This window comes from Candidatus Accumulibacter propinquus (assembly GCF_056856495.1).
This window is the reverse complement of sequence record NZ_JBSEHC010000001.1, coordinates 255860-280836: the sequence shown is the minus strand read 5'-3', so window position 1 is coordinate 280836 and position 24977 is coordinate 255860. Positions and strand designations below refer to the sequence as shown.

Sequence of the window (24977 nt, the reverse complement as noted above, 5' to 3'; positions counted from 1 at the left end):
AGGCGCGGACTGGCAGGTGGAATGCTGAATTTAGCACGAACGGACGGCGGCGCAGCAAGCGTCGCGAGCGAACGGGCGATTCAACAGGCAAGCCCGGCATGCGCCACCGCCACTGGCAGCCGCCACGTGCTGCTGAGAATCAGTTCAAGCAGGGCAGGAACATGAGTTCTCCCCCGGTTCCGAGCATCGTGATCGTTGACGATTGCGAGTTGATGCGGACGCTGTTGCGCACCATCCTGCGCAACAGCGAATATCCGGTCATCGGCGAGGCCAAGAATGGAGTCGGTGCACTCGAACTCGCCGAACGCCTGCGGCCCGACATCATCTGCATGGACGTCATGATGCCCGAGATGGGCGGCATAGAAGCCATGCACACGATCAAGACGATGCACCCGGAGATCGTCATCGTCATGGTTACCGGCAGCCCCAGCGTGGATAACGTCCGGGAATCAATCCGAGGCGGTGCCAGCGGCTTCATCATCAAGCCATTCAATGCCGGCAAGGTGCTCGATACGGTCAGGCAGGCGTGGGCCGCAAAGAGCCCTGCCGCACGCCGAGTAAGCGCCTGAAGGAACGTTCAGAAGCCGTCCTTCCAGGCACGCAGGGCGGCAAACACGGCCACCGCATCCTTCGCCTCAGGCACCCGTCGTCGTGCCGAGGCAACGACCTCCGGTTCTCCACAACGCAGAAAAGGGTTGCTCGCCTTTTCCAGCGCAATGGTCGATGGAATCGTCGGCAACCCCTCGTCGCGAGCCAACGACACCGCCTCCGCCCGGCTTCGCAGGCAACGATTCCCGGGCTCAACCGCCAACGCAAAACGCAGATTCGCCTGGGTGTATTCATGTGCGCAATAGACCGCTGTCTGTTCCGGCAGCGCCGCCAGCCTGGCCAGAGAATCGGCCATCTGCGCCGCCGTCCCCTCGAACAAACGTCCACAACCGGCACCGAACAAGGTGTCGCCACAGAACAGACAGCCTGCGCCATAATACGCGACGTGTCCGAGTGTATGCCCCGGCACATCAAGCACCTGAAACTCGATGTCACAGAAGGGAATGCGAACCGTATCGCCGCCGCGTACCGGGGTGGTCCTGCCGGTGATCGATTCCACCGCCGGACCGAAAACCTCGGCCCTGTAGTGCGCCAGCAGGCGGGACACCCCTCCCTGATGATCGGCGTGGTGATGGGTAACGAGAATTGCGGTCAGAGACAAGTGCTCGCGCTCCAGCACTTCGAGGACCGGCTGCGCATCGCCGGGATCAACCACGGCTGCTGCAGCGCCCTTGCGCAACAGCCAGATGTAGTTATCCTTGAATGCTGGAATACGGATGACATCGAACATCATTGAATTTTGGAAGAATTGCGGAAAATGTCAATCGCTGGACTCGACGACTGGCTGCAAAGCCCGCAAGGAAACTACGTCATGGCCTGGGAGCAGGCCCGGATCGACGCCATCGTTGCCGACCTTTTCGGCTACAACGCGATCCAGCTAGGCCTGCCGCAACGCGACCTGCTGGCTCAGAACCGCATCCCCTTGCGACAGATGGTTGGCGATTCAGCAACTGTCGACGTCGTCTGCGATCTGCGTCAACTCCCATTCGCGGCGCACAGCATCGACCTGGTGGTCATGGCGCACGTACTGGAGTTCCATGACCACCAGCACCAGATATTGCGCGAGGTTGAGCGCGTTTTGATTCCGGAAGGTGAAGTGCTGATTACCGGTTTCAATCCACTCTCACTTTGGGGGCTGCGGCGCCGGCTGCCCAACTGCCCCGGCGGCTTCCCGTGGAACGGCCACTATCTCTCGGTGCCGCGCCTCAAGGACTGGCTGCAACTTCTCGGTTTTGAGGTCGACCGCGGGTGCTTCGGCTGTTATTCGCCACCCTGCCATCATCAACGCTGGCTCAAGCGCTGGCATTTCGTGGAGGCCGCCGGCAATCGTTGGTGGAACCCTGCCGGAGGTGTCTACCTGCTGCGTGCGATCAAGCGCGTGCATGGCATGCGCTTGATCCTTCCGAACTGGAAGCAGCAAGCTTCACCACGAAAGGCCTTGTCGGTAGTCAGCAAGAAGGAGATTGAACTGTATGAACCATGAAGCGATCATCAACATCTACGCCGACGGAGGCTGTCGTGGCAACCCTGGGCCCGGTGGTTGGGGAGTTCTCCTGCAGGCTGGTGGTCAGGAAAAAGAACTCTGGGGCGGCGAAAAAACTACCACCAACAACCGCATGGAAATGACCGCCGCCATACGCGCCCTGGAAGCGCTCAGGAAGCCTGCGACCGTACATTTGCATACCGATTCGCAATACCTGCAAAAAGGCATCAGCGAGTGGATCCACAACTGGAAGCGCAATGGCTGGCGAACCTCGGACAAGAAGCCGGTAAAGAACGCCGACCTTTGGCAACGACTCGATGAACTCGCCGGGCAACACCAGGTCAAGTGGTGCTGGGTTAAAGGACATGCGGGTCACGTCGGAAACGAGCGTGCCGACGCCCTGGCCAATCGCGGCATGGACGAACTGCAACGGGCGCCGACAAGCATTACGTCCTGACAGCCGCAGCACCGATCACGATTCGCTGAAGCGACCTTCACTACCAGGGAACCTACTGATGCGCCAGATCTTTCTCGATACTGAAACCACCGGCCTGGAGCACAAGCTCGGACACCGCATCATCGAGATCGCCGGTGTCGAGATGTTCAATCGGCGTCTGACCAACCGGCATTTCCACAGCTACCTGAACCCGGAAAGGGATATCGACGCCGGTGCTCTGGCGGTGCACGGGATCAGCCGCGAGTTTCTCGTCGACAAACCGCGCTTCGCCGACGTTGCGGTCGAGTTTCTCGACTTTGTGCGCAGCGCCGAACTGGTCATCCACAACGCCGCTTTCGACATCGGTTTTCTGAACGCCGAACTGGCTCTTCTCGACATGGCTCCGATCGGCACGGTCTGTAACGGCATCTGCGACACCCTGCGCATGGCCAAGGATCTGCATCCCGGAAAGAAGAACAACCTGAACGCCCTGTGCGAGCGCTACGGAGTCGACAACTCACAGCGCACATTGCACGGTGCCCTGCTTGATGCGGAGATTCTCGCCGAGGTTTACCTGGCAATGACCCGCGGTCAGGAAAGCTTGATTATCGACCTCGGCGACGATAACAACGCGGGTATCGAAGTCACCAGCAACGCGTTTATCGCCAACCGCCACCGGCCACAACTGGTCAGGCGCGCCAGCCCGGAAGAAATCGTTGCCCACGCGGATGTCTTGGCGAGCATAGAGCAATTCAGCAAAGGCAAATGCCTGTGGCTACCACGCGACAGCAGCGGCTGAGGCTACACCCATCCTCGTGAATGCCTGCAACCTGGCGTGCCGTAGCGTGTATCAGCTTTCGCCGGGCGTATCGGGAGGGCGTCGGGGTCGCCGAACGTGCCGCTTGGGCGTCCGAGGCTCGGACGCTCGCGCATCAGGCTGCGCGTCGGAAACAGTCTCGGGTCGGGCCGGTGGTGGCCGCTGCTCCGGTCTCGGAGGCGTAGGTCTGGTTCCAGTCTTCCGCTGTTCCTGGCGACGACCCGGCGAAGGGACGCCCTGACGTTTCTCGGCCTGCCGCTCTGGCTGTCTGTCCGCAGGTCGGTCTGACTCGCGGTTTCCCGGAGCGATGGTGATTTCGATCTCGATGATCTCATCCCACTGCTCATCGGAGCGATCTCGCTCTGGTATGGCGAGAAGTTCACGAAGCCGCCGACGCGGGTCTTGAGGAATTGGATCGTTCATGCCGACATTATGACTCACACAGCGGCAGAGGTTCAACAAGCTTGCACGTGTCGATTTCGTCGCAGCGTTCAAGGGGCATCCTCGCAGGGAGCCTACTCCCCCCACAAGCCAAACCGATTAGACACTGATGCGCGGAGAGCCGAGGGGTAATATCCGCCACCCGAGTCAGAGTCAGCAGGGCATCAGGTTCACTGAAAAAGGCCCGCTTCGAAGCGGGCCTTTTAGTTCCCCGACACCCCGGAGTGACCCAAGGATCGGCGGACTCGATGAGACTGATCTTCCCGCGGGGAGATCAGCTTGTAATCAATGCTCAGCCCGCAAGCTGGCAGCAAACGTCGTCTGCAGGACTTCTGGAAACTGGAAGCGCGCAAGGGTCCGGTGAATATCTGCCTCGTTAGCCCCACTGCTCCTGTCCTGAAAACGAATTCCCAACGGTCGGCCATTGGCCGCCAAGGTGGCAAAAGCAAAACGCCAGCGCTGGGCTTCTGCCAACCGCTCCCGCAATTCGCACTCATTGCTGATTTCTACACCAGCCTGCTTGAGTGAATCCAGAAACTGGTCAAAGGACTCGGTGCTTAAGCTACCCATTTTGTTCTCCTGTCGAAGTATTTTAGCGTCTCACCCATGGTCCGAGTAACGCTCGCTGTGCGCAGCGGTTGACAGCCAGGGTCAAGAAAGCTGCCCTTCCCACACGGCCCAGCACATTGGCCATGGCCATCAGCCTTGACATGCGTACGTTATACAATGCGTGCATTGCTTGCGCGCCCCCCCACATGCCCCTGAACCGAAAAATGATCGAACTGCTGGCTCCCGCCAGGAATGCCGAGTTCGGGATCGAAGCGATCATCCATGGCGCTGACGCTGTCTATGTCGGCGGTCCGGCGTTCGGCGCTCGGACCAAGGCAGACAATTCCGTGGCCGATATCGGACGCCTCGCCAGCTTCGCCCACCGCTACAACGCACGGGTACTGGTGGCGATGAATACCCTGCTCAAAGACGAGGAACTTGAGCAGGCGCGCGGCCTGATCTGGCAACTCTACGATGCCGGCGCAGACGCCTTGATCGTCCAGGACATGGGGCTGCTCGAGCTCGACCTGCCGCCGATCCAGTTGCACGCCAGCACGCAAACCAACATCCGTTCGCTTGAGAAAGCACGTTTCCTCGAGGATGTGGGTTTCTCCCAGATCGTGCTGGCGCGCGAACTGGCGCTCGATCAGATTCGTGTGATCGCCAACAAAACCAGGATCGTGCTGGAATTCTTCGTCCACGGCGCGCTTTGCGTCAGTTACAGTGGTCTGTGCAATCTCAGCTATGCCCAGACCGGGCGTAGCGCCAACCGTGGCGAGTGCTCGCAGGCCTGCCGACTGCCGTATTCGCTCGCCAGCCAGAACGGCCAACTCGTCGCTGCCAATCGCCATCTGCTCTCGATCAAGGACAACAACCAGAGTGACAACCTGCGTGCGCTACTGGATGCCGGAATCAGTTCGTTCAAGATCGAGGGTCGCCTGAAGGACCTCGCTTATGTCAAGAATATCACCGCACATTATCGTCTGCTGCTCGACGAAATTATCGCCGAACGGCCGCACTACAGCCGCAGTTCCTCGGGCCGCAGCACCTTCCTGTTCACGCCACAGCCCGACAAGACGTTCAACAGGGGCAGCACCGATTATTTTGTCAAAGGTCGCCAGTTGGACATCGGTGCATTTGACTCGCCAAAGTTCATCGGCGACGAAATCGGCACGCTCACCTTTCTCGGCCCCGACAATTTCGAAGTAAGCAGTTGCGCCGAGCTGCACAATGGTGATGGCATTGCGTGGTTCGACGCAAAGGGGGAATTATTCGGCACACAGGTCAATCGAGCGGAAAAATGCGCCGATGGCTACCGTCTTTTTCCACAACTGAGCGGTGCCAAGCGGCTTCCTCCCGAACTCAGGCCCGGGACCAGAATCTATCGCAATCGAGACCAGGAGTTCGAGCGAGTATTGGCAAAGGAATCGGCCCACCGCCGAATTCCCCTGCACCTGCGCCTCTTCGAAAGTGGCGACGGTTTCGCCTTGATGATGACCGACGATCAAGGCGTGAGTGTCGTTGTCACCACGAGCCACTGCCAGCAACCGGCCCGCAACGCCGAGCAGGCAAGGACGAGCATGCGTGACTGCCTAGGTCGACTGGGAGAGAGCATCTATTTCGCCGAGCGCATCGGTATTGATCTGGCAGGCGACTGGTTCCTTCCGGCAGCGACCCTGAACCAGTTGCGACGCGATACTCTTGCAACGCTGGATGCAGCCCGCTGCGCCGCCTACCAGCGGCCTCTTCGTCGGCCGCCGATTGAACCACCGGTTCCCTACCCTGAACAGTCTCTGGACTACCTGGCTGGTGTTTTCAATACCAGCGCGCGCACCTTCTATGCGCGCCACGGAGTCAGTGTGATTGAACCGGCATACGAATGTGGTCAGGTCAAAGGCGAGGTTTCGCTGATGATCACCAAGCACTGTCTGCGCTACTCCTTCGATCTCTGCCCGAAGCAGGTCAAGGGAATCCGCCCCGAACCGATGATCCTGATCAACGGCAAGGAGAAACTGACCTTGCGCTTCGACTGCAAGGCCTGCGAAATGCATGTCATCGGCAAGCCCGGCAAGCAGCGCACGCTGCCGGTCCGGGAAAGATAGCTGGTATTGCCGGCTCAGTAGTGCGGCGGAATTTCCTCACGTGGGTGCCGCTCGCCGGCAGCGGTGAGACCGTCCTGCAATTGCTGATGCAGATGGCGCAATTGGCTCTGCAGAAGCTCGATCTGTTGTTGCTGCCTGTAAACCACGAGATTGAGTTCTTCCACCAGATCCTCGGCGAGACCAATCCTTGTTTCGACTTCGTTCAGGCGTTCTTCCATCGCTGACTTCTCCTGATGCTGCGCCACCCCAGGCAACCCCTATCGCGGGCCGCAGGCGTGCAGCCATTGTATGTCGAACCCGGCAACGCAAATCAGCCCACCTCCCCTTCAAGGGTATTGATGAGCGGCGTCAACGCGTCGACCGGATACACCAGGGGAATCATCGTCTCACCAACACGGGTGAATACGCCGACCTGATCGGGGTTGGCGCTGAACAGCACGTGATGGTTGGCGATACCGTCCACGTCGAGCCAAAGGGTATCTTCCCGATCGATCGGCGTATGACCAACGATGAAAGGCGTCGCCGGGTCAAGCTGCAGAGCGCGCCGCAAGCGTCCGACGTCGCCGCGGTAATAGCCTTGCGGGCGATTGGGACGACGCAAGCGGTTGTTGATCAATTCGAGCATCAATTTCGGGTGACGGTGAATTTGCACCAGCATCTCCTGGTTCACACGGGTCGTCGGTGCAGCCGCGTGGCAGGCCACGAAGTCCGGGGAGGCGACAACATAAGGCAACAGCCGATAGAACGCCTCCATGGCTTTCAAATAGGCCGTTCCCCGGCGCTCGCTCAGTGCCCGAGCCCACAGCAGGCCTTGTGGAATCCCGTCCTTGGACATGTCCTCGGAAAACGAATCATGGTTACCCCGAACATAGAACACCTGCTCCGGAAAACGCAGCTTGAGCCTGAAGATCAAGTCCATCATCAGCATCGAACTGTCCATTTCCCGGAGTTGTCCGTCTTCCTCCGAATGCACCGCATCCCCCAGCAGAATCAGGGCTGCGCTACCGTCCTCCAGGGCGTCGAGAAAAGCATTCTGACTGAGCACGGTCAGCAGATTGTCGACCTGCGCATGCAGGTCGGCGACCAGAATCGGAGTCAGCCTCTGGGGCAGCATCAGCAGCCCACCGGGCAAGCCCCGGTCATCCTTGGCGCGATAGCTTTCCCCCTGCAGCACCGTAATGACCTCGTCGATGAGGCGTATGGCCTCGTCTCTCGGCAGCAACCGGATAGGGCCGCCGAAGATCTGGCGCAGCCGCCGCAAACGGCTGTCACGAATCCATCTTGGCTCATCAAGCGCAGGGCCAATTGAAGTGCCGGCGTCGCTCAAATTGCGAAAGACCAGTGCATCCCGACCATAAATGAGGACCAGATGCTGCTCGGCAACTGCCGGCGGATACTGGAAAAGCGCCTGCTGCACCGCGTCGGCCGAGCCCAGAGCCAGCCATTTTTTTTGCGTCAGGCGCAGAAAGCCGCTGATCCGCCGACGATGTGCACTGGGATCAACGATCACGAAACTTTCCAGCGGGACCGGTTCACCGCGCGGGTTGAGGCGCGTCTCGGGGTAAAGGTGCAGCCGCTTTTCGTTCAACCCGAGCGATATCTCGATAGACAGGCCGTCGAGCGGGACTCGAACCTTGGTACTACCCAAGCGGTAGGCATCGCCCAGCTTGAGGTTATGCCCCCAGCCAAAACCCAGCCGGGCGACGACGGCTTTCAGCCAGGCCAGCAGGCTTGCCAGCCTGAATACGCGTGGGGTCGCGGTCCTTCTCACGGTTCGGACTGCGACTTGACGAAACGTCGCAGACATCCCTCCATGCCCTCGCGAAGATACACATTCAGCCCCTGGTGGTGCAAGTACTCCGCAATACGGCGGAATACATCAAGCTGCGCGGTGCAGATTTCGAGGCTGAGTTGGGCATCAACCGGGTGTGTGCTATGGCGCGCCCGTTCCGTACGACGTGCCAGGACCAGTTCCGGGGGAGGCAGCAGGAACTCGAACACATAACGGCGATACCAGTCTACCGAGAAAAAATAGCGCTTGCGAGGCGGCAGGACGACACGAGCGAAATCGATCGGCGGAAATGGATCGCACTCCAGGAACTCGGCATCAAAAACCGAAACCGCATTGGGCAGACCCTGGAAGGGTATTCCCAGATGAATCTCGCGTGGCCGCACCGACAGCACCTCGGATCGCCACCAATGCTTCCGGGCGAGGTCCAGGTAGCCCTCCTCAGACCAGCCGCCGAGGTGCATGATCAAGGTACTCTTGCCAGCCCCGGGGGGACCGGTCACCAGGATCTGGCGAAACCGTATGTCGGCGGGAAAGTCCGTCCCCTTGAAGTGCTGCACCGAGTCGATCGGTTGTGTGGAAAGATCCGGCATGGCTGCAGCTTCAGGGGCTCGGGCAAGCGAAGCAGTTTATGGCGGCCATGCTAGGAAAATACAACTCGGAGCAAGTGAAAAATGAGCGCTCCCAGGAGTGCCGCAACCGGCACAGTGATGAACCAGGAGAGCACGATGCCGCCAATCACCCGCAGGTCCAGGGCACCGATCCCGCGTACAATCCCCACCCCCATCACCGCACCCACCGCAATGTGGGTGGTGGACACCGGCAGGCCCAGGCCAGAAGCTGCCACGGTCACGAACGAGGCAGCAACCGTGGCGCAGTAAGCACGTGTTGGCGTCAAGGCGGTAATCTTGTAGCCCAATGTAGCGATGACTTTGTAGCCATAGGTCGCCAGACCGGCGACCAGGCCGGCGCCGCCGATGAACAACATGAAAGGAGTTACCGCCGACTCCGCCAATACCGCCCTTGTTTCGATGATCTGAATGACCTCAGCCATCGGCCCGATGCCATTGGCCACATCGTTCGAACCGTGCGCGAAAGCCAGGGCAGCACAGGTGAATACCATCTGAGGGATGAAAAGCCGCTCGACGCTGGCATAGTGAAAAGCCCGATCAGCGCAATCGTCGAGCTTGATGCGCCGCATCATCAGCCAGGCGACGACGGCCAGGAGCAAACCGATCAAGATCGAAAGCACCTGGCCATCGACCACGCCGAGGTCAAGGTCGACGTGCTTGAGTCCTTTGCTGACGGTGATCAGCGAGACGATCCAGCCGACCAGGAAGGCGTACATCGGGCCCCACTTGCGCGCCTGGCCGATGGGGTCCGCGCGGTTCAGAATCAGTCTGCGGATGCTCAAGGTCAGCACCAGCGACACCAAACCGCCAAGAACCGGCGAGACAAACCAGCTGGCGACGATTTCTCCCAGCATTCCCCATTGCACGGCGTCAACACCAAGCGCAGCAAGGCCGGCGCCGGACACTGCGCCGACGATCGCATGCGTTGCCGACACCGGCCACCCACGCATGCTCGCCAGCATCAGCCAGATGCCGGCGGCCAGCAAGGCCCCAATCATGCCGAACACCAAGAGCTCCGGAGTCGATTCAAACCGTCCACCGTTGAGGATGCCCTTCGAAATCGTGTCGGCCACCTTACCTCCCGCCAGGTAGGCGCCGCAGAGTTCCATGATCGCTGCCAGGACGATCGCCTGCCTGATGCTGATCGCACCTGATCCAACCGACGTGCCCATGGCATTGGCGACGTCGTTGGCACCGATTCCCCAAGTCATGTAGAGGCCAAAAACAAGGGCCATGACCAGAAGGATGGTTTGATGCTGTTCGATGATTTCCATGTTCCGGCGCTCAGCCATCAATCGCCGCAAAGAACTCGCGTATCTTGCGTGGGCAATGGCCACCGGTCGGAGGACGGACCTTGTCTACGCGTCGAAATGACCATCGTCAACGGGCGATCAGCAGCCGCAGCCGATCGCCCACTCTTTCGGCGTGATCGGCCAGATTGCCAACCCACTGGATCAACTGATACCAGAACATCACCGACAGCGGTTTGAGCTTCTCTTCCTCAGAGAACAATGCGCGGGTCAGCGCCATGCCCATTACGTCAGTATCGCTTTCCATGTTTCCCAATTCCACGACCATCGCTTCCACCCGCTTGACTTCACGCCCGCGGAAACCGGTTTCCAACAACTCGTCGAGTCTTTCAATTGTCGCCTGAGCCTGCGTGCAGGTTTCGAGGCAGCGTACCACCAGCCGCATCAGCGGTTCGGCCATCCCTGAGAGCAGTTCCATCCGGCGTTCAACGAGCAGGCCGGCAATGTCCTGTGCGGTATCGGCAATGGCGTCCTGCATGGCCAGCAGTTCGAGCAAATCCTGGCGGTCCACGGCCAGCAGCAGCCGCTTCGGCAAGTGGTCGCAGATGTCGTTCTTGATCGCGTCAGCCTCACGCTCCTTGAGAAAAATCCTGTTCTTTCGCTCTTCGAGTTGCTCCTGATCGTCATCAATCAAGGCTTGAAACAAGGGCTGCACCTCGGCAACGCACTCGATCACGACGCACATGTGTTGCTGCAGCGGCTTGAACGGCGACCTGCCGAACAAAGCCGCCATCGGGTTGGTCGATAACATCGGCATCCTCCGCTGGCGCAGGTGAAGAAATCGAGGCAAATGGACGCCCCGAACGGTCGCCTATGTCGGATCAGATACTCTTCGACCCCCTTCTGGCCCGCACGCGACTCTGCGCGCGCATTGTATTCCGAAGTTCGACAGAGGGGAGATTGTGCAGACCTACGTTTCCACGTCAGCTGCAGGCGCGCGCGCCGGCCAGGACCGGTGAGCACGCCCGACGCCTTCACATTCTTGTCGTCGCAACGCCGGGCACACAAGAAGACGCCCCGTTGTTGCCGGGGCGTCGCATTATTACAGTGGGCTAACACGCCATCGGATGAGCGTCGTGTGCCGTGCGTTCAACGCCAGTGCTCAGGCATTCTGAATCAGGATCTCTTCGAGCATCTGGGCAGAAGCCTTGCAGCCACGAAGCACCTTCTCCTGCAGCGCATAGAACTGCCGCAAGCCCAGCGCCCGCAAAGCCGCACGATCATCTCCCTCCTGCTGAAACAGCGCCTTGATCGCCCGTTGCATGACCAGATCGGACTTCTCTTCGATGCGCTCGATCTCAACGCAGAGGTTGAGCGTCGTGTCGCTGCGCTCCTTTTCCTTCAAGGCGGCGATGGCGCGCGTCAGCCGCGAGCAGGCCTCCACCGCCATCGACGCCAGTTCGCGTGATTCGGCATTGACCTCGGTGATGTTGTAGATGCCGACCGCCTGGGCAACATCCTGCACCGCATTCATCACGCGGTCGATATCCAGCGTCAGTGCGTAGACCTGATCGCGGTTGAGCGGGGTGACGAAGGACTTGTGCAGCATCGTCATCAGATCAGCCTTGATCTGGTCCGCGCTCGCTTCGTTCATGTTGATTTCCTGAACCAGCGCGGCGACATCCGCCTGGCTGACCCCCAGGCTGGTGATCAGGCGCAACATCGCATTGGCACCTGCCAGGACACGCTCGCTGTGGGCCGCGAGAAGCTCAAAAAACTCGGTCCGCTTCGGTAGCATAAGTAACTCCCTTGATATTCATCTGTTGTAACGAGTGGTGCACACGGTGTGGTGGATTCTGATACTCCGACGCCCCCCCCTGACGGGGGGGTCGTGCGAGCGCGCCGCGCTTACATGAACTTGGTCCCGACATACCAGAAAAACGCCGCGACCAAACCCGCGGCAGGAATCGTCAGCACCCAGGCGACCATCAGATTCATGGTAATCGCCCAGCGCACCGCCTTGACGTCGGTCGCCGCGCCGACACCGATGATCGCGCCGGTGATGGTGTGCGTCGTCGACACCGGAATGCCGCCCAGCGTCGCCAGGCCCAGCGTGATCGCACCGCCCATCGAAGCGCACGAACCACTCACCGCATTGAGCTTGGTGATCTTGGTACCCATCGTCTTGACGATGCGCCAGCCACCCAGGTACGTTCCCCAGGCAATCGCGGCGTAGCACGAATAGATCACCCAGGACGGCAGGGTCGCCACGTCCTTGGTCGCCACACCAGCGGTGATCATCAACAGCCAGATGATGCCGATCGTCTTCTGGGCGTCGTTACCGCCGTGGCCCAGGCTGTACGCGGCAGCGGCAAACAACTGCCCGCCCTTGAAAAACTTCCCGGCCTGATACGGCGAGGTACCTCGGAATATCCAGGCCACCAGAACCATCAACAAACCGCCGATGATTACCCCGACCAGCGGCGAGATGATGATGAAAGCGAGAATCTTGCCGAAACCCTCCCAGACGATCGGCGCCCCCGAACCGGCCTTGGCCACCGTCGCTCCGACCAGGCCACCGACCAGCGCGTGTGACGACGACGAAGGAATGCCGTAGTACCAGGTGATGATGTTCCAGATCAGGGCGCCCATCAACGCCCCGAAGATCACGTAATAATCAACGAAACTCGGGTCGACGGTGCCCTTGCCGATCGTTGCCGCCACCTTGAGCTGAAACACCCACAAGGCAGCGAAGTTGAAGAACGCGGCGAACAGAACCGCCTGCTTGGGTGTCAGGGCGCCGGTTGCCACGATCGTCGAGATCGAGTTGGCACCATCATGAAACCCGTTCATGAAGTCGAACGCCAGCGCAATTGCGATCAGCAACGCCAGCGTCCAGATGCTCATATTTAGGCCTTCCATTTTCGACTACCTCTCAGGAGTTTTCGATCAGGATCTCTTCGATCATCTTGGCCGCATCCTGGCAGCAGTCGAGGACGGATTCCTGAAGAGCATAAAACTCCCGCATCCGCATCGTCTGCCAGACGTTGGCCCCCTCCTGAAACAACGCCGTGATCGCCTTGTGCTGTACGCGGTCGGCCTTGCTCTCGATTTCCTCGATTTCCTTGCACAGGTTGAGCGTCTCCGCGCCGCGCGCCTTGTCGCCCAGAGCAGCAACCGCACGGTTGAGACGCATGCAGGCGTCAGCACTCAGGGAAGCCATTTCGCGAGCCTCCACCGTAGACTGCTTGATGCCGTACATGTCAATGGCGTTGGCCACCGACTGCAGGACATTGAGCGTCATGTCGAGATCCGTGACCAGCGAATGGATCTGATCGCGGTTGATCGGCGTCGTGAAGGACTGGTGCAGGCGAGAAATCACCTTGGCCTTGATCTGGTCGGCATTCTTCTCGTTGAGATTGACCTCCGCGACCAGGGCAGCAGCGTTGCCACTGCCATCGCCCAGGCCATTGATCAGGCGCAAGGTGGCATTGGCGCCGGCGGCAACCTGTTCGGCATGCGCGGCAAGAAGCTCGAAAAATTCCCGGCGTTGCGGCATCAGACTACTAAACATACGACCTCCATGGGTTTATCTGCCCAAGCGAGCAGATTTCAGTTAAAATTTTGGCCCCGATCGGGGATCGGCACCACTTCAGGACCAGCCAAGACAAACACTATCCATTCGAGCCGCATGCGGAGTTCGAAGATCTGGTGTCGACTGCATGCGAACGACGGACACAAGAATCCCATTGCGCCACGATGTCATGGCACAGACTCACTCCGAATGCTGAAATCCCCCTGGTCCGGCGACCGCCCCCCGGAATCCCCAAGCCATCGACGGTTCGGGGTTGGTGGGTGCGTCGCTACGCGACCTTCACGAAAACTGCCTCACGCTCAGCCTTTTTTCTTCCCTTTCGCTGGCGCTGCCAGTGCCGTAAGCAACTCTTTCATCTGCTCGAGCCTTTGCTCGGCAAACAGGCGTACACCTGCACGCAGGATGTCAGACTTGCTCGCCGCCCAACCCGCTGCCTTGGACAATTCCGCCCGCAAGGCTTCGATGGCGGCCTCTTCGGTCTTCAGCAACTCGACGGTGTAGCGTACGAGTTTGTCACCCTTCGCCTTGGCAGCACCCTCAAGCATCTCAACCGCTTCCGCCAGCCTGGCCGATTGCTTGCCGGTATCCCCCTTATTGACAGGCGCTGCTTCGGCCCCGGCTTTGACCGCCTTCTGCACCTTTGCCGACAGGCCAGGATTATTAGCGGCTGCTTTCTTGCTGCTCGGCTTGGACTTCGCATCAACCGCCTTCTTCAAGCCCTTGGTGTCAGCTTTACCTGCTGGCCCAGGACTTGCTTTGGCAACCTGCTTGGCGGCTGCCTTGGTGCTCGCCTTTGGAGCGGGCGTCGCATCCGGTTTTACGCTAGGCGGCGCAGCAACAACCGGGCTTGCGGGTGGTGTGGGAGCAACGACTTCGGTCTCAGGAGGCGCAACCAGGGGAACGTCAGTGGCCACCAAACGCTCGGCGAGCGACTCGTCTTCCTTTTTCAGACTGGCACGCAAAGCGGTCTTGTTGCTGGTGGTTACAGGGGTCGTCATCAGTTTTCTCCCAATTGTTTAAGAACGGCTGCGATCAGCTTGCGCACTTCTTGCTGCGCGGCGTCAGCGGCAGAGCCGAGTTGAAAAACGGATGCCCCAATCACCGCGCTTTGGGCATAAGCATTGCGCTGGCAAAGCACCACATCGAGAATCGGAAGGGTGAATTCATGCAGCAGTTCAAGCACATCGTTGGCCAAAGCCGTGTTTTGCACGCGATTCGGGAGGATGCAACCATGCAGACGATGGCTTTGCTCCATGCGATTGAGGACCAGACGTTCGACCGCCAGCGTCGACCACAGGTCGGTTGGGCTGGGCACCGCCGGAATCACCGCCAGATGTGCAACCGCCAGTGCCGCCAGTGTCGACGGATGGTAGATCGACGGCGGGGTGTCGAGAACGACGTAATCTGCCTCCTTCTGCAGTTTTCCGATGTGTTTGATCAGTTCAAGGCCGGTCATCTTGCGGACATCGAGTTGCAGGTCAGAATCGAGCAACGGCGCCGACTCTGCCCAGCGAAAAGCACTTTCCTGCGGGTCCAGGTCGACCAGCAGCACAGAACCGCCGATAGCCTGAAACCCTCCTCCGAGTTGCATGGCGACAGTGGTCTTGCCGGCGCCGCCCTTTTGCGAGACGACGGCAATCACCCGGCCTAATGACAATGACATGAATCCTACCTCTTCAGAAGCGTGTGGATGTGGATCCGCATAAGTGACGATTATGCCACCGCGGGAAAATCGGACAAGCCGAAATGGGACTGTAACGGGCCATGAAATGGGCCATTTTTTTGCAAACGGACCATTGTATGACGTAAGTCAACGAAACCCGTCGCCAGGCTCCCTCGCCGCCTGAAAAGTACTGTAGCAAAACCCGCTGGCCCGGCTCACAACAGCCACTGCTCTGACTGGCCCGGCGACTGTTGCACAGGCGCCTAGCCGTCGGCAAGAATGTTGAGTGTCCTGGCCCTGACGACCGCTTCGCGGCGACTCGACGCACGCAGCTTGCGGTAGATGTTCTGCGTATGTCTCTTCACCGTCGCCCGCGAAATGCACAGCTCCTCCGAAATCTCGATGTTGCTAAGCCTGACCGCCAACAGTTTGAGGATCTTGAGTTCGCGCCGGGTCAGGTCGGCGCCCACTTGCTGGCGACCGGCACTGACCAGCCAGTCGTCGTTGAGTGCGGAAAGGATCTGCGCCACGTAGCGGGCGTTGCCCTTGACGGGGTCGAGTCGTTTCAGCGGCCTCACAAGTTCCTGCCCGAGATCGACGAACAAACGAATGAACCCAGCCGGTTGGGCAAGTGCCAACGCACGACCCAGCAGATCATCAGCGGCGACTTCGTCGCCGAGCGCGTGTTGTAGCAGTGCCTGTAGTGCGAACACCTCGATCAGAAAACGAACATTGTGCCTGGACGCCAACTCCGCTTCCAGCAGGTTCAACAGCCGTCCTGCCTGCTCGCGACTCTCGGCACTCCCCTCGGCAAGCCACACCCGGACCAGTGTCAAGTGCGGCGCGCTGGAGAAGCGGTAGACGAATTGCAAAGGGCCCGGATCGAAGTTGCGCGCCCACGCCTGTGCCTCGTCAATCCGCCCCTGGCGGAGAGCAAGGTCAGCCTGCCAGGCCTGAGCACGAAACAAGGCCGGCGTATCGCCGCTGCGTAACAAATGTCCGCAGACCGTATCGACAATCTCACGTGCGCGGTCCGCCTGACCGAGCGCCTGGTAGACCGCTGCCAGAACGAATGAAACTTCGGTGCGGTAGCCGATACGGGGGGCATGCTGCGGGGCGAGCGCCGGGGCCAGGGTGGCTTCGGCCTGCGCCAGATCATTGCGCTGGTATTGAACCAGTCCATGGAAATAACGCCCGAGTGCCTGACTGCCCTCGTTGGGAAAACGCTCCTCGCTGAGTTTGTAGTGCTGATTGGCAGTTCGCTGCAACGCCGACAGATCGGCTGCCATCCAGTTGATGAAGCACAATGCTGCCACCAACGGGGCCTGGCAAATGTCTATCGGTCCGGACGCGCGCGTCAGCGCCTCATGAATCCACTGGCGTGCTCCACCGAGGTCGCCGTTCATCTGGCGGGTACCGGCCAACACCGCCTGCGCAATTACTCGGGCATGCGAGCAATCAGTGGGCAGGTGCCGCAGTGCGTCTTCCGCGCAGGCGACTGCGAGGTCAGCCAGCCCCTGCTGGTATCTCTGCAGACTGCGCAGCGCCAGAACGCTGCCACGCAGCGAAGCAACGCTCTGGACGTCGAGAATCTCATGATCGCGCTCGAGCAAAGCCTCGATGCGATCGAGAACCAACGGCGTCTCCAGGTGACGGCCCTGGTGATACATCAGCCAGGCTTTCATCAGCAGGAGTTCGACGGCATCCTCAACGGTATCTGGCGGCAACAGCTGCAGGCAACGACCGAGTCGGTGCCGCTGCTCCCGGTTGAGCAGTGGATTGCGATGACGCGCCAGCAATTCTCCCGCGGCGATCGCGCCGTCAGCGGCCAGAATATGCGGAATCGCTTCCTCCAGCAGACCTTGCGCTTCCAGCCAGGCCGCCGCCCGTCGATGCAACCCGGCGATCTCTCCCGCCGCATGCTGCAAGCCCAGTTGCCGCTGCAGAAACTCCTGAAACAGACGGTGATAGCGATACCACTCGCAACTATCGTCGACGGGGCTGCAGAGCAACTCACCGCTCGATACCAGACGCATGAACTCCCGGCCATCGGTTCCCTCGCCAACCGACACGCATTCCCCCAGGACGGCATCGCATAACGCCACACAGAAGCGCCCGAGGATCGACGTCCTGAGCAGGCAGTCACGCATGCGATCGGACTGCCGTGCAAGTACCTCCTCGACGAAGTACTGCTGCACTTGCAGCGCACGACCACTGAAAGCACTCCCGCTTTCGCCGGCAGCGCCATTGTTGCGCAGCGCAAGCGCCGCCAGGCGAACGCCAACCGGCCACCCCTCCGTACAGTGCTGCAGAGTGGCCAACAGCATCTCGGGAATGGCACGTCCGCTACAGCGCTCGATCAGGATCGCCGTGACGCGCTCGCTGAACTGCAGTTCACGCATGCGGATCTCGAGCATCGCCTCACGAACACGCAGTACCCCGAGGGACAAAGGGGGATCCTGACGAGCACACACCACCAGATGCAGACCCTTCACAGGATGCGCCAACAGGCGATCGAGCAAGGCGTGCGTTTGCGGCGAGTCAATGCGGTGGTAGTCGTCGAGCACCACGACCAGTGGCGCTGACAATGCATCCAGGTCATTGCTCAAACTGGCCAGAAGGGCCGCCGACGAGGGCGTTCCGGCGTTAAGGCAGGCCAGCGTGTCGGCACAGGCGTCGGCTATCGCTGTCCGCACGGCGGCGACGAAATAGCTCACGAAGACCGCCGGATCGCTGTCGTCGCGATCAAGTGAAAGCCAGGCTGACAAGCCATCACGGCCATCGAGCCAGCGCGCTACGAGGGAAGTCTTGCCATAGCCTGCCGGCGCCGACAGCAAGGTCAAGGGCAGGCTGCGGCCACCTTCCAGCAAGGCCAGCAAATCGCTGCTGTTGACAAAGTCGCCCGCGACACGCGGACGTTGCAGTTTGCTACGGATGATCTGGACGGTTGACATTTCTTCCTGACGCGGCTGCCATCATCTGACCCGCGCAGCCTCAACTGAAAGTACGCGATGATACTTCCAGGCAAGGCAAAGTGTGCAGGCAACCGGTTCTGTCTGTGGCTCGGCCTCGGCAGGTGAGCAGCCTTCGCTCATGGTCCAGTGTTGAGCAGTGTCTCGATCTGCGCGTCCTTGTCCTGCCAGATCTGTTGCATCCACTGCTGGAAGGCCTCGCGAACCGCCGGATCGTTGGCATAGTCGCCACATGCCAGGTGCCTGGGTACCGGCAGCGTCTGTATCCTAACCCGAACCCGTCGCATACCGCCGCTGAGGAACTGCCAGAAATCCGGTGCCCCATCGGGATAGACGATGGTGACATCGAGAATGGCGCGGAACTTGTCGCCCATCACGTTCAGTGCCAAGGCAATGCCCCCGGCCTTCGGCCTCAGCAGATGACGATAGGGCGACTGTTGTAGCTGGTGCTTGCTCGGGGTGAAGCGCGTCCCCTCGCAGAAATTGACCACGCTGGTGGGGATCAGTGAAAACTTTTCACAGGCCAGACGCGTCGCCTCCTGATCCTTGCCGCGCAATTCCGGATGCGCCTTGAGAACTTCCTCACTATGCCGGCGCATGAACGGAAAATCGAGTGCCCACCAGGCCAGTCCCATTACCGGCACCCACAACAACTGCTGTTTGAGGAAGAACTTGAGCAGGGGAATGCGATGCGTCAAGAGGTGCTGGAGTACCAGAATGTCGGCCCAGGTTTGATGATTGCAGTTCACCAGATACCAGCCGCACGGGTCAAGGCCGGCGATTCCCTGGACATCCCACGTTGCCTTTTGCGTCAGTGCCATCCAGCCATTGTTGCAGACGATCCAGGCTTCGGCAATGCGCACCAGCAGCGGATCGAGACGCAGGCGTGCCATCTTGAACGGCAGCATCAACCGGAACACCGCCAACAGCAGCAGGATCGGGACCCAGAAGAAGCTGTTGAGCACCAGCAGCATGGCAGCGATCAGGCCGATCAACGGCGCGGGCAGAAAACCGAGCATGACTACACCTGCGAGCAAAAATCGACGACACCGGCCGGAGCGCCGGCGTCGCCTGCTTGCGTCCGCGGCGACAAGTGACGCCAAGAGTGGGGCATGCTCGGCATGATGAGCTAGGTCCGAACGCCTGCAGACGCCCCGCACTCCCGCAGTTCGTCCGCGTCCTGCCCGACCAGCCGGTCGTCCTCGGACACCGCCGGTGGGGTTTCCTTCGCGGCCCGTTCAGCGGCCAGCATCACGCTGCGCGTCGACGGCGTCTCCAGGCTGATGCGCCCAAGCAGACCATCGCGGTAATCCTGCAGCAGCACCCTGGCTGCCTTCTCGCGATCGACGCCGCCGCCGCGCATGCGCAGACCGCGAACTCTGGCGATCTTGTCGATGAGGCTCACCGCATCAACGCCGGTGGCGTCCGGCGAGAATCCGTAACGCTTGGCCAACAGGGGCTGGTAACGCACCAGCAGTAGCCCGGCGAGGAAGGTCGCCACTTCTTCTTCGATCATCGCGTTGCGGCCCACAGCATTGCTGGCAGCAAGCATCAGGCCGTCGCCGGGGTACTCGATCCTGGGCCACAACAGCCCCGGCGTATCGGTCAGGGTATGCCGAACATCGATCTGTGAGGTCTGCTGCGCACGCGTCACCGCTGGTTCATCGCCGACCTTGGCAATCTTGCGCTTGACGAGGACATTCATCAGTGTCGACTTGCCGACGTTGGGAATGCCCATGATCATCATCCGCAGCGGCTTCGTGTTGTCGCTACGATGCGGCGCCAGTGTCTGACACAGGCGAGGCAGCCGTGCCACGTCCGCAGGCTTCTTGCACGACAGAGCGACGGCGAGAACGCCGTCCTGCCGGTTGTAGTATTCGATCCACGCCTGGGTCACCAGCGGATCGGCCTGGTCAGCCTTGTTGAGCACCTTGAGACACGGACGTTGACGCTGCTGCCGGAGTTCCCGAACCAGCGGATTGGTGCTTGCTTCGGGCAGGCGAGCATCGACCAGTTCGATGACCACATCGATCGACGCCATTGCCTCGGCCGCCTTCTTGCGCGCCGAGGTCATGTGACCGGGATACCACTGGATGGCCATGAACAGTCCAACGAACGGGAAACGGGCCATTATCCCACCTGTTTGGCAACCCTGGCGCGCGCATTGCGTTCACAACCGCCTGCAAGGCGCTAGAATGCGGATCGTTCCCCTCCAGTGTCAGGAAAACGCTTGCTGGCTTTCCCCGAAATCAGGCTTGGGCAGTCGATCGAACTGCTCAAGGAGTTGCACATCCTGACGCGCGATGGCAAGCTCAATCAGGACAGTCGGCGCAAGCTCAAGCAGGTCTACCACCTGTGCCACTTCATCGAGCCGCTGCTCGCCGAACTCGACACGCCGGGCAGCCACCCGACCCTTGCCGATCATGGGGCGGGCAAGTCCTACCTCGGGTTCATCCTCTACGACCTGTTCTTCAAGGACAGATCGACGGGCCACGTCTACGGGGTCGAGGCACGCCCAGAACTCGTGGAGCATGCACGCGGTCTGGCCGGCAGACTCGGCTTTGCGCGCATGTCGTTTTTGAACCTGCTGCGTTGAAGACGCCATCGATTCGCCGGAGCTGCCTGCTCGCATCGACATGGTCACCGCGCTGCATGCCTGTGACACGGCCACCGACGACGCGATTCGCTTCGCGCTGCACAAGCAGGCGACGGTTCATCATTCTCGTCCCCTGCTGCCAGGCTGAAGTGGCTGCCGTACTGCGCGCGCAGGAAAAACGAGTCCTTCGCGCAGAACACCCCTCGTCGGAACTCTGGCGGCATCCGATCCACACCCGCGAATTCGGCAGCCAAGTCACCAACGCCCTGCGCTGCCTGCAACTCGAAGCGCGAGGCTATCAACTGACGGTGACTGAACTCGTCGGCTGGGAACACTCGCTGAAAAACGAGTTGATCATCGCCAGGTACACCGGCACAGCCCGCAGCAATGCCGCTGCGCGCCTCGAAGAAATCCTGCACCTGCTCAATCTCGACGAATTGCATGCACGTTTCAGCCCTTGACCGAGGCAGCGAGGCAGCATTCGCCGTGGTGCCGCCAACAAATTTCAGACCGACCCACGTTGCCAGGACGACTAACCTGGCAGATCAAGGACCTGCCATGGAAAACTGGATCACGCGCGGCGTCGCCGCAATCTGCGCCGGCGGCAGTACCGCCCTGTTCTGGACCTTCGGCGTCTTTCTCGCGGTGCCCTGGCGCGAAGGGCGGCTGCTGTCGCTCAGCGCAGTCGAATTGCAGGTCCTCGGCATCTCGCTGGTCGCCGGACTGGTTGTCGCCTGGGGTGCCCTGCATATTCTTGCGATTGCGGACCAGGCCCACCGGCCGAGGCTCTACCAGACGCTGCGCGTGGCCTTGCTGGTCGCCGCGGTGCTGGCGATAAACGGCGGCATGTCATGGGCAGCGGCGCGCGTCACAGGCTGAGGAAAAAAGTCACCACCGGAGACCTTGCACGGGCATAGAATGGCCCGCGCTCGAACCTGCAAACGGATCGGCACGCGGGGGTGGCAGAGCCCAACATCCCTGACGTCCCCCCGCGAGAAAAACATGTGTAGCGCGGACATGGTCCGGGAAACATCAACTTGCAAGGGATTGGGCATACTGCCCGCAGGCACCTCCATTCAACCTGGATTTCATGGGAACTCGAATGAAAGTCAATACAAAAGTTCAAAAGGCGGTATTCCCGGTCGCTGGCCTGGGGACCCGCTTTCTCCCAGCCACCAAGGCGAGCCCCAAGGAAATGCTGGCGGTGGTGGACAAGCCGTTGATTCAGTACGCTGTTGAAGAGGCCTACGCCGCTGGGATCCGGGAGATGATCTTCGTCACCGGCCGCAACAAGCGCTCCATTGAAGACCATTTTGACACCGCCTACGAACTCGAAGCCGAGCTTGCCGCCACCGGCAAGGACGCACTGATGACGCTGGTACACTCGATCAAGCCGGACGACATGGATTGCGTCTATGTGCGGCAACCCCGGGCACTCGGCCTGGGGCATGCGGTATTGTGCGCCGAGCGTCTGGTACACGGTGAACCCTTCGCCGTCCTGCTCGCTGACGACCTGATGATCGGCGAGCCACCGATCATGCAACAGATGACGCAATTGTTCGATGAGCACCAGTGCAGCATTCTCGCCGTACAGGAGGTCCCCCTGGACCAGACCAACCGCTACGGAATTGTCAAGGGCGAGCCCCTGGCACCAGATCTGGTGAACATCAGGGGTCTGATAGAGAAGCCCCACCCCAGCGCTGCCCCATCCAATCTCGCCGTGGCCGGGCGCTACATCCTCACCCCAACCGTTTTTGCCCGGATCCGCGAGCAACCACGTGGTGCGGGCGGAGAAATCCAGCTTACCGATGGTATCGCCGCGCTGCTGGCCAGCGAACAGGTGCTGGCGTATCGCTACCACGGACAACGCTATGACTGTGGCAGCAAGCTGGGCCTGATGCAGGCCAGCGTGGTACTCGGGGAGACACACCCGGAACTCGGCCTCGAGTTCCGGGCCTGGCTGAAGGATCGGCAGCAGACCGCGTAGTCGGGTCAGGGGCTGAACCCGTGCTATAGTTGCAGCCCCTTGTTGGCAGGATGACCCCACCTTGGCGCTCAGCTTCGACGTACTCATCATCGGCAGTGGTCTGGCCGGACAAGCCGCCGCACTGCGACTTGCGCCAACACACAAAGTGGCGTTGATCAGCAAACGCACGCTGGAAGACAGTGCGTCCAGTTGGGCGCAGGGCGGTATCGCCGCAGTGCTGGACAATCGCGATTCGATCGAAGCGCACATCCGCGATACGATTACCGCCGGAGCCTTTCTGAATGACCCGCGCGCGACACGCTTCGTGATCGAAAACGGTCGACGCGCGGTCGACTGGTTGATTGCGCAGGGCGTCCCCTTTACACGCGACGACGACGGTTATCATCTGACCCGTGAAGGCGGTCACAGCGCCCGCCGCGTCATCCACGTTGCCGATGCCACCGGCCTCGCGGTACAAAACACGCTGACCAGCAAGATTCGCCAGCAAGCGAACATCACCGTGCTCGAAAACCACATCGCCATCGACCTGATTACCGGCGGCAAGCTCGGACTCGGGGAGAAGCGCTGCCTTGGAGCCTACGTGCTGAACAGCAGCAGCGGCGAAGTGTTGACCTTCGGCGCACGGCACACGCTGATCGCTGCCGGTGGCGCCGGCAAGGTCTATCTGTATACGACGAACCCGGACACTTCGACCGGCGACGGCATTGCGATGGCGTGGCGTGCCGGATGTCGCGTGGCAAACATGGAATTCATCCAGTTTCATCCGACCTGTCTCTATCATCCTCAGGCCAAGTCCTTTCTGATTTCCGAGGCGGTGCGCGGCGAAGGCGGACGCCTGCTGCTGCCAGACGGCAGCCGCTTCATGCCCAGACACGATGCGCGCGGCGAGCTCGCGCCCCGCGATGTCGTCGCCAGGGCCATCGACTTCGAAATGAAGAAACGTGGACTGGACTGTGTCTATCTCGACATCTCGCACAAATCGGCGGATTTTCTCGCCGAGCATTTCCCGAACATTCTGGCGCGCTGCCTGGATCTGGGCATCGACATCCGGCGCCAGGCAATACCTGTCGTGCCGGCCGCGCACTATACCTGCGGCGGCGTCGTCACCGACCTGCGCGCGCGCACCGACCTCCCGGGCCTCTATGTCGCCGGTGAGGCCTCCTGTACCGGCTTGCACGGTGCCAATCGGCTGGCCAGCAACTCGCTGCTCGAATGCCTGGTCTTCGCGGAAGCCGCGGCCACCGACATTCTTGGGCAAGCCGCCCGCAATCTTCCGGAGCTGCCCGCGTGGGATGCCAGCCGCGTCAGCGATCCCGACGAGGAAATCGTCATCTCGCACAACTGGGACGAACTGCGCCGCTTCATGTGGGACTACGTGGGTATTGTGCGCACCACCAAGCGCCTGCAGCGCGCCCAGAACCGCATCCGCCTGCTGGTACGTGAGATCGACGATTTCTACTCGCACTTCCGTGTCAGCCACGACTTGATCGAACTGCGAAATCTGGTCGTCACTGCGGATTTGATCGTCCGCTGTGCGCTACGGCGCCACGAGAGCCGAGGACTACACTTCAGTCGCAACTATCCGGAAATCCTGCCAACCGCGCGCAACACGGTGCTCAAACGCCGTCAGCGGCCTGATCTCTAGCATCGGCCAGCCAGCACAACCATAAGCGAAGCCGACGAAACTGCTCTGCCGACATGCTGTCCGGCAACAGCGCAAGACTGTCTGTACGCCGCTGATCGTCGCCGCGCACGCGCAGGACGATCAATTGCCGAAACACCGCTGTCTCCGGCTGCACCGCCACAGACAGCGCGTCGCCACCAGCAAGGAGCAGCAACAGATCGCCGCGATTACCAAGGCGCAGGCCGACAACTCTCGATGGCCGCAACGCGTACCAAGCCGACAGTGCAAGCGCGACCAGCAGCACACAGAGCAACCCCGGAGGCCAGGGCAAGGCCAGCAAACAGCTGGCAGCGACGACATACAGCAGGGACGTCAGGCACCACAGCAGGCGCGAGCGGCGCAGTTCGATCTGGATCGGAAACTGCACCTGGC

General features: G+C 60.7%; 24 protein-coding genes and 1 pseudogene. 9 read left to right on the top strand and 16 right to left on the bottom strand.

Going from position 1 to position 24977, the window contains the following annotated elements:
• The first annotated feature begins 161 nt into the window (after positions 1-161).
• Entirely contained in the window at positions 162-569 is a 408-nt protein-coding gene (locus AC15MQ_RS01265; RefSeq protein WP_287654201.1) for a response regulator transcription factor, read from the top strand.
• A gap of 8 nt (positions 570-577) precedes the next feature.
• On the opposite strand, the gene gloB is transcribed toward AC15MQ_RS01265, so the two are convergent.
• Positions 578-1339 (bottom strand): hydroxyacylglutathione hydrolase, encoded by a 762-nt coding sequence (gloB, locus tag AC15MQ_RS01260; RefSeq protein WP_287654224.1) that lies wholly within the window; start codon positions 1337-1339, stop codon positions 578-580.
• A gap of 27 nt (positions 1340-1366) precedes the next feature.
• Between gloB and AC15MQ_RS01255 the strand changes: the two genes are divergently transcribed.
• From AC15MQ_RS01255 to dnaQ, 3 genes are read left to right on the top strand one after another with little or no spacing between them, the layout of a single operon-like run.
• Positions 1367-2092, top strand: a complete 726-nt coding sequence (locus AC15MQ_RS01255) for a class I SAM-dependent methyltransferase (protein ID WP_287654200.1) — start codon at positions 1367-1369, stop codon at positions 2090-2092.
• A complete protein-coding gene (gene rnhA / locus AC15MQ_RS01250; protein WP_287654199.1) occupies positions 2082-2549 on the top strand; it encodes a ribonuclease HI in 468 nt (155 codons plus the stop codon). The genes AC15MQ_RS01255 and rnhA overlap by 11 nt, the downstream gene beginning before the upstream one ends.
• 58 nt (positions 2550-2607) lie before the next feature.
• The gene (gene dnaQ / locus AC15MQ_RS01245) at positions 2608-3327 is read left to right on the top strand and encodes a DNA polymerase III subunit epsilon (protein WP_287669428.1); all 720 of its coding nucleotides are present in this window, start codon (positions 2608-2610) and stop codon (positions 3325-3327) included.
• A 744-nt stretch (positions 3328-4071) separates the two neighbouring features.
• On the opposite strand, the gene AC15MQ_RS01240 is transcribed toward dnaQ, so the two are convergent.
• Positions 4072-4356: a hypothetical protein gene (locus AC15MQ_RS01240; protein WP_287654197.1), complete on the bottom strand. Its 285-nt coding sequence runs from the start codon at positions 4354-4356 to the stop codon at positions 4072-4074.
• Between the two features lie 185 nt (positions 4357-4541).
• On the opposite strand from AC15MQ_RS01240, the gene AC15MQ_RS01235 reads away from it, so the two are divergent.
• Positions 4542-6437, top strand: a complete 1896-nt coding sequence (locus AC15MQ_RS01235) for a peptidase U32 family protein (RefSeq protein WP_483079087.1) — start codon at positions 4542-4544, stop codon at positions 6435-6437.
• A 14-nt stretch (positions 6438-6451) separates the two neighbouring features.
• Here AC15MQ_RS01235 and AC15MQ_RS01230 read toward each other — a convergent pair whose 3' ends face one another.
• From AC15MQ_RS01230 to ylqF, 13 genes are all read right to left on the bottom strand, one after another.
• A complete protein-coding gene (locus AC15MQ_RS01230; RefSeq protein WP_287654194.1) occupies positions 6452-6655 on the bottom strand; it encodes a SlyX family protein in 204 nt (67 codons plus the stop codon).
• Positions 6656-6747: 92 nt separating this feature from the next.
• Positions 6748-8208: a metallophosphoesterase gene (locus tag AC15MQ_RS01225; RefSeq protein ID WP_483079086.1), complete on the bottom strand. Its 1461-nt coding sequence runs from the start codon at positions 8206-8208 to the stop codon at positions 6748-6750.
• Positions 8205-8819, bottom strand: coding sequence for a serine/threonine protein phosphatase (locus AC15MQ_RS01220; protein ID WP_287669434.1), 615 nt, complete (start codon positions 8817-8819; stop codon positions 8205-8207). The genes AC15MQ_RS01225 and AC15MQ_RS01220 overlap by 4 nt, the downstream gene beginning before the upstream one ends.
• Before the next feature lie 50 nt (positions 8820-8869).
• The gene (locus AC15MQ_RS01215; RefSeq protein WP_483079085.1) at positions 8870-10150 is read right to left on the bottom strand and encodes an inorganic phosphate transporter; all 1281 of its coding nucleotides are present in this window, start codon (positions 10148-10150) and stop codon (positions 8870-8872) included.
• An 88-nt stretch (positions 10151-10238) separates the two neighbouring features.
• Entirely contained in the window at positions 10239-10919 is a 681-nt protein-coding gene (locus AC15MQ_RS01210) for a TIGR00153 family protein (RefSeq protein ID WP_287654190.1), read from the bottom strand.
• A 351-nt stretch (positions 10920-11270) separates the two neighbouring features.
• The gene (locus tag AC15MQ_RS01205; protein ID WP_483079084.1) at positions 11271-11906 is read right to left on the bottom strand and encodes a DUF47 domain-containing protein; all 636 of its coding nucleotides are present in this window, start codon (positions 11904-11906) and stop codon (positions 11271-11273) included.
• Between the two features lie 110 nt (positions 11907-12016).
• Positions 12017-13030: an inorganic phosphate transporter gene (locus AC15MQ_RS01200; RefSeq protein WP_287654188.1), complete on the bottom strand. Its 1014-nt coding sequence runs from the start codon at positions 13028-13030 to the stop codon at positions 12017-12019.
• A 13-nt stretch (positions 13031-13043) separates the two neighbouring features.
• Positions 13044-13682 (bottom strand): DUF47 domain-containing protein, encoded by a 639-nt coding sequence (locus AC15MQ_RS01195; protein WP_287654187.1) that lies wholly within the window; start codon positions 13680-13682, stop codon positions 13044-13046.
• Positions 13683-14002: 320 nt separating this feature from the next.
• A complete protein-coding gene (locus tag AC15MQ_RS01190) occupies positions 14003-14665 on the bottom strand; it encodes a hypothetical protein (RefSeq protein ID WP_350496109.1) in 663 nt (220 codons plus the stop codon).
• Between the two features lie 35 nt (positions 14666-14700).
• On the bottom strand, positions 14701-15366 hold the full coding sequence (locus tag AC15MQ_RS01185) for an AAA family ATPase (protein ID WP_483079083.1): 666 nt from the start codon (positions 15364-15366) through the stop codon (positions 14701-14703).
• 263 nt (positions 15367-15629) lie between these two features.
• Entirely contained in the window at positions 15630-18320 is a 2691-nt protein-coding gene (locus tag AC15MQ_RS01180; RefSeq protein WP_483079082.1) for a winged helix-turn-helix domain-containing protein, read from the bottom strand.
• Between the two features lie 137 nt (positions 18321-18457).
• Positions 18458-19357, bottom strand: a complete 900-nt coding sequence (locus AC15MQ_RS01175; RefSeq protein ID WP_287669446.1) for an acyltransferase — start codon at positions 19355-19357, stop codon at positions 18458-18460.
• 110 nt (positions 19358-19467) lie between these two features.
• Positions 19468-20439: a ribosome biogenesis GTPase YlqF gene (gene ylqF / locus AC15MQ_RS01170; RefSeq protein ID WP_287654219.1), complete on the bottom strand. Its 972-nt coding sequence runs from the start codon at positions 20437-20439 to the stop codon at positions 19468-19470.
• Positions 20440-20568: 129 nt separating this feature from the next.
• Between ylqF and AC15MQ_RS01165 the strand changes: the two are divergent.
• From AC15MQ_RS01165 to nadB, 4 genes and pseudogenes are all read left to right on the top strand, one after another.
• Positions 20569-21395 (top strand): annotated as a pseudogene (locus AC15MQ_RS01165) (class I SAM-dependent methyltransferase).
• Positions 21396-21492: 97 nt separating this feature from the next.
• Positions 21493-21813: a hypothetical protein gene (locus AC15MQ_RS01160; RefSeq protein ID WP_287654182.1), complete on the top strand. Its 321-nt coding sequence runs from the start codon at positions 21493-21495 to the stop codon at positions 21811-21813.
• Positions 21814-22036: 223 nt separating this feature from the next.
• Entirely contained in the window at positions 22037-22921 is an 885-nt protein-coding gene (galU, locus tag AC15MQ_RS01155) for a UTP--glucose-1-phosphate uridylyltransferase GalU (RefSeq protein WP_287654181.1), read from the top strand.
• Between the two features lie 61 nt (positions 22922-22982).
• Positions 22983-24566 carry an L-aspartate oxidase gene (gene nadB / locus AC15MQ_RS01150; RefSeq protein ID WP_287654180.1) on the top strand — a complete coding sequence of 528 codons (1584 nt, stop codon included), beginning with the start codon at positions 22983-22985 and terminating at the stop codon, positions 24564-24566.
• On the opposite strand, the gene AC15MQ_RS01145 is transcribed toward nadB, so the two are convergent.
• Positions 24538-24972, bottom strand: a complete 435-nt coding sequence (locus AC15MQ_RS01145) for a protein YgfX (RefSeq protein ID WP_483079081.1) — start codon at positions 24970-24972, stop codon at positions 24538-24540. The genes nadB and AC15MQ_RS01145 overlap by 29 nt on opposite strands.
• Positions 24973-24977 lie beyond the last annotated feature (5 nt).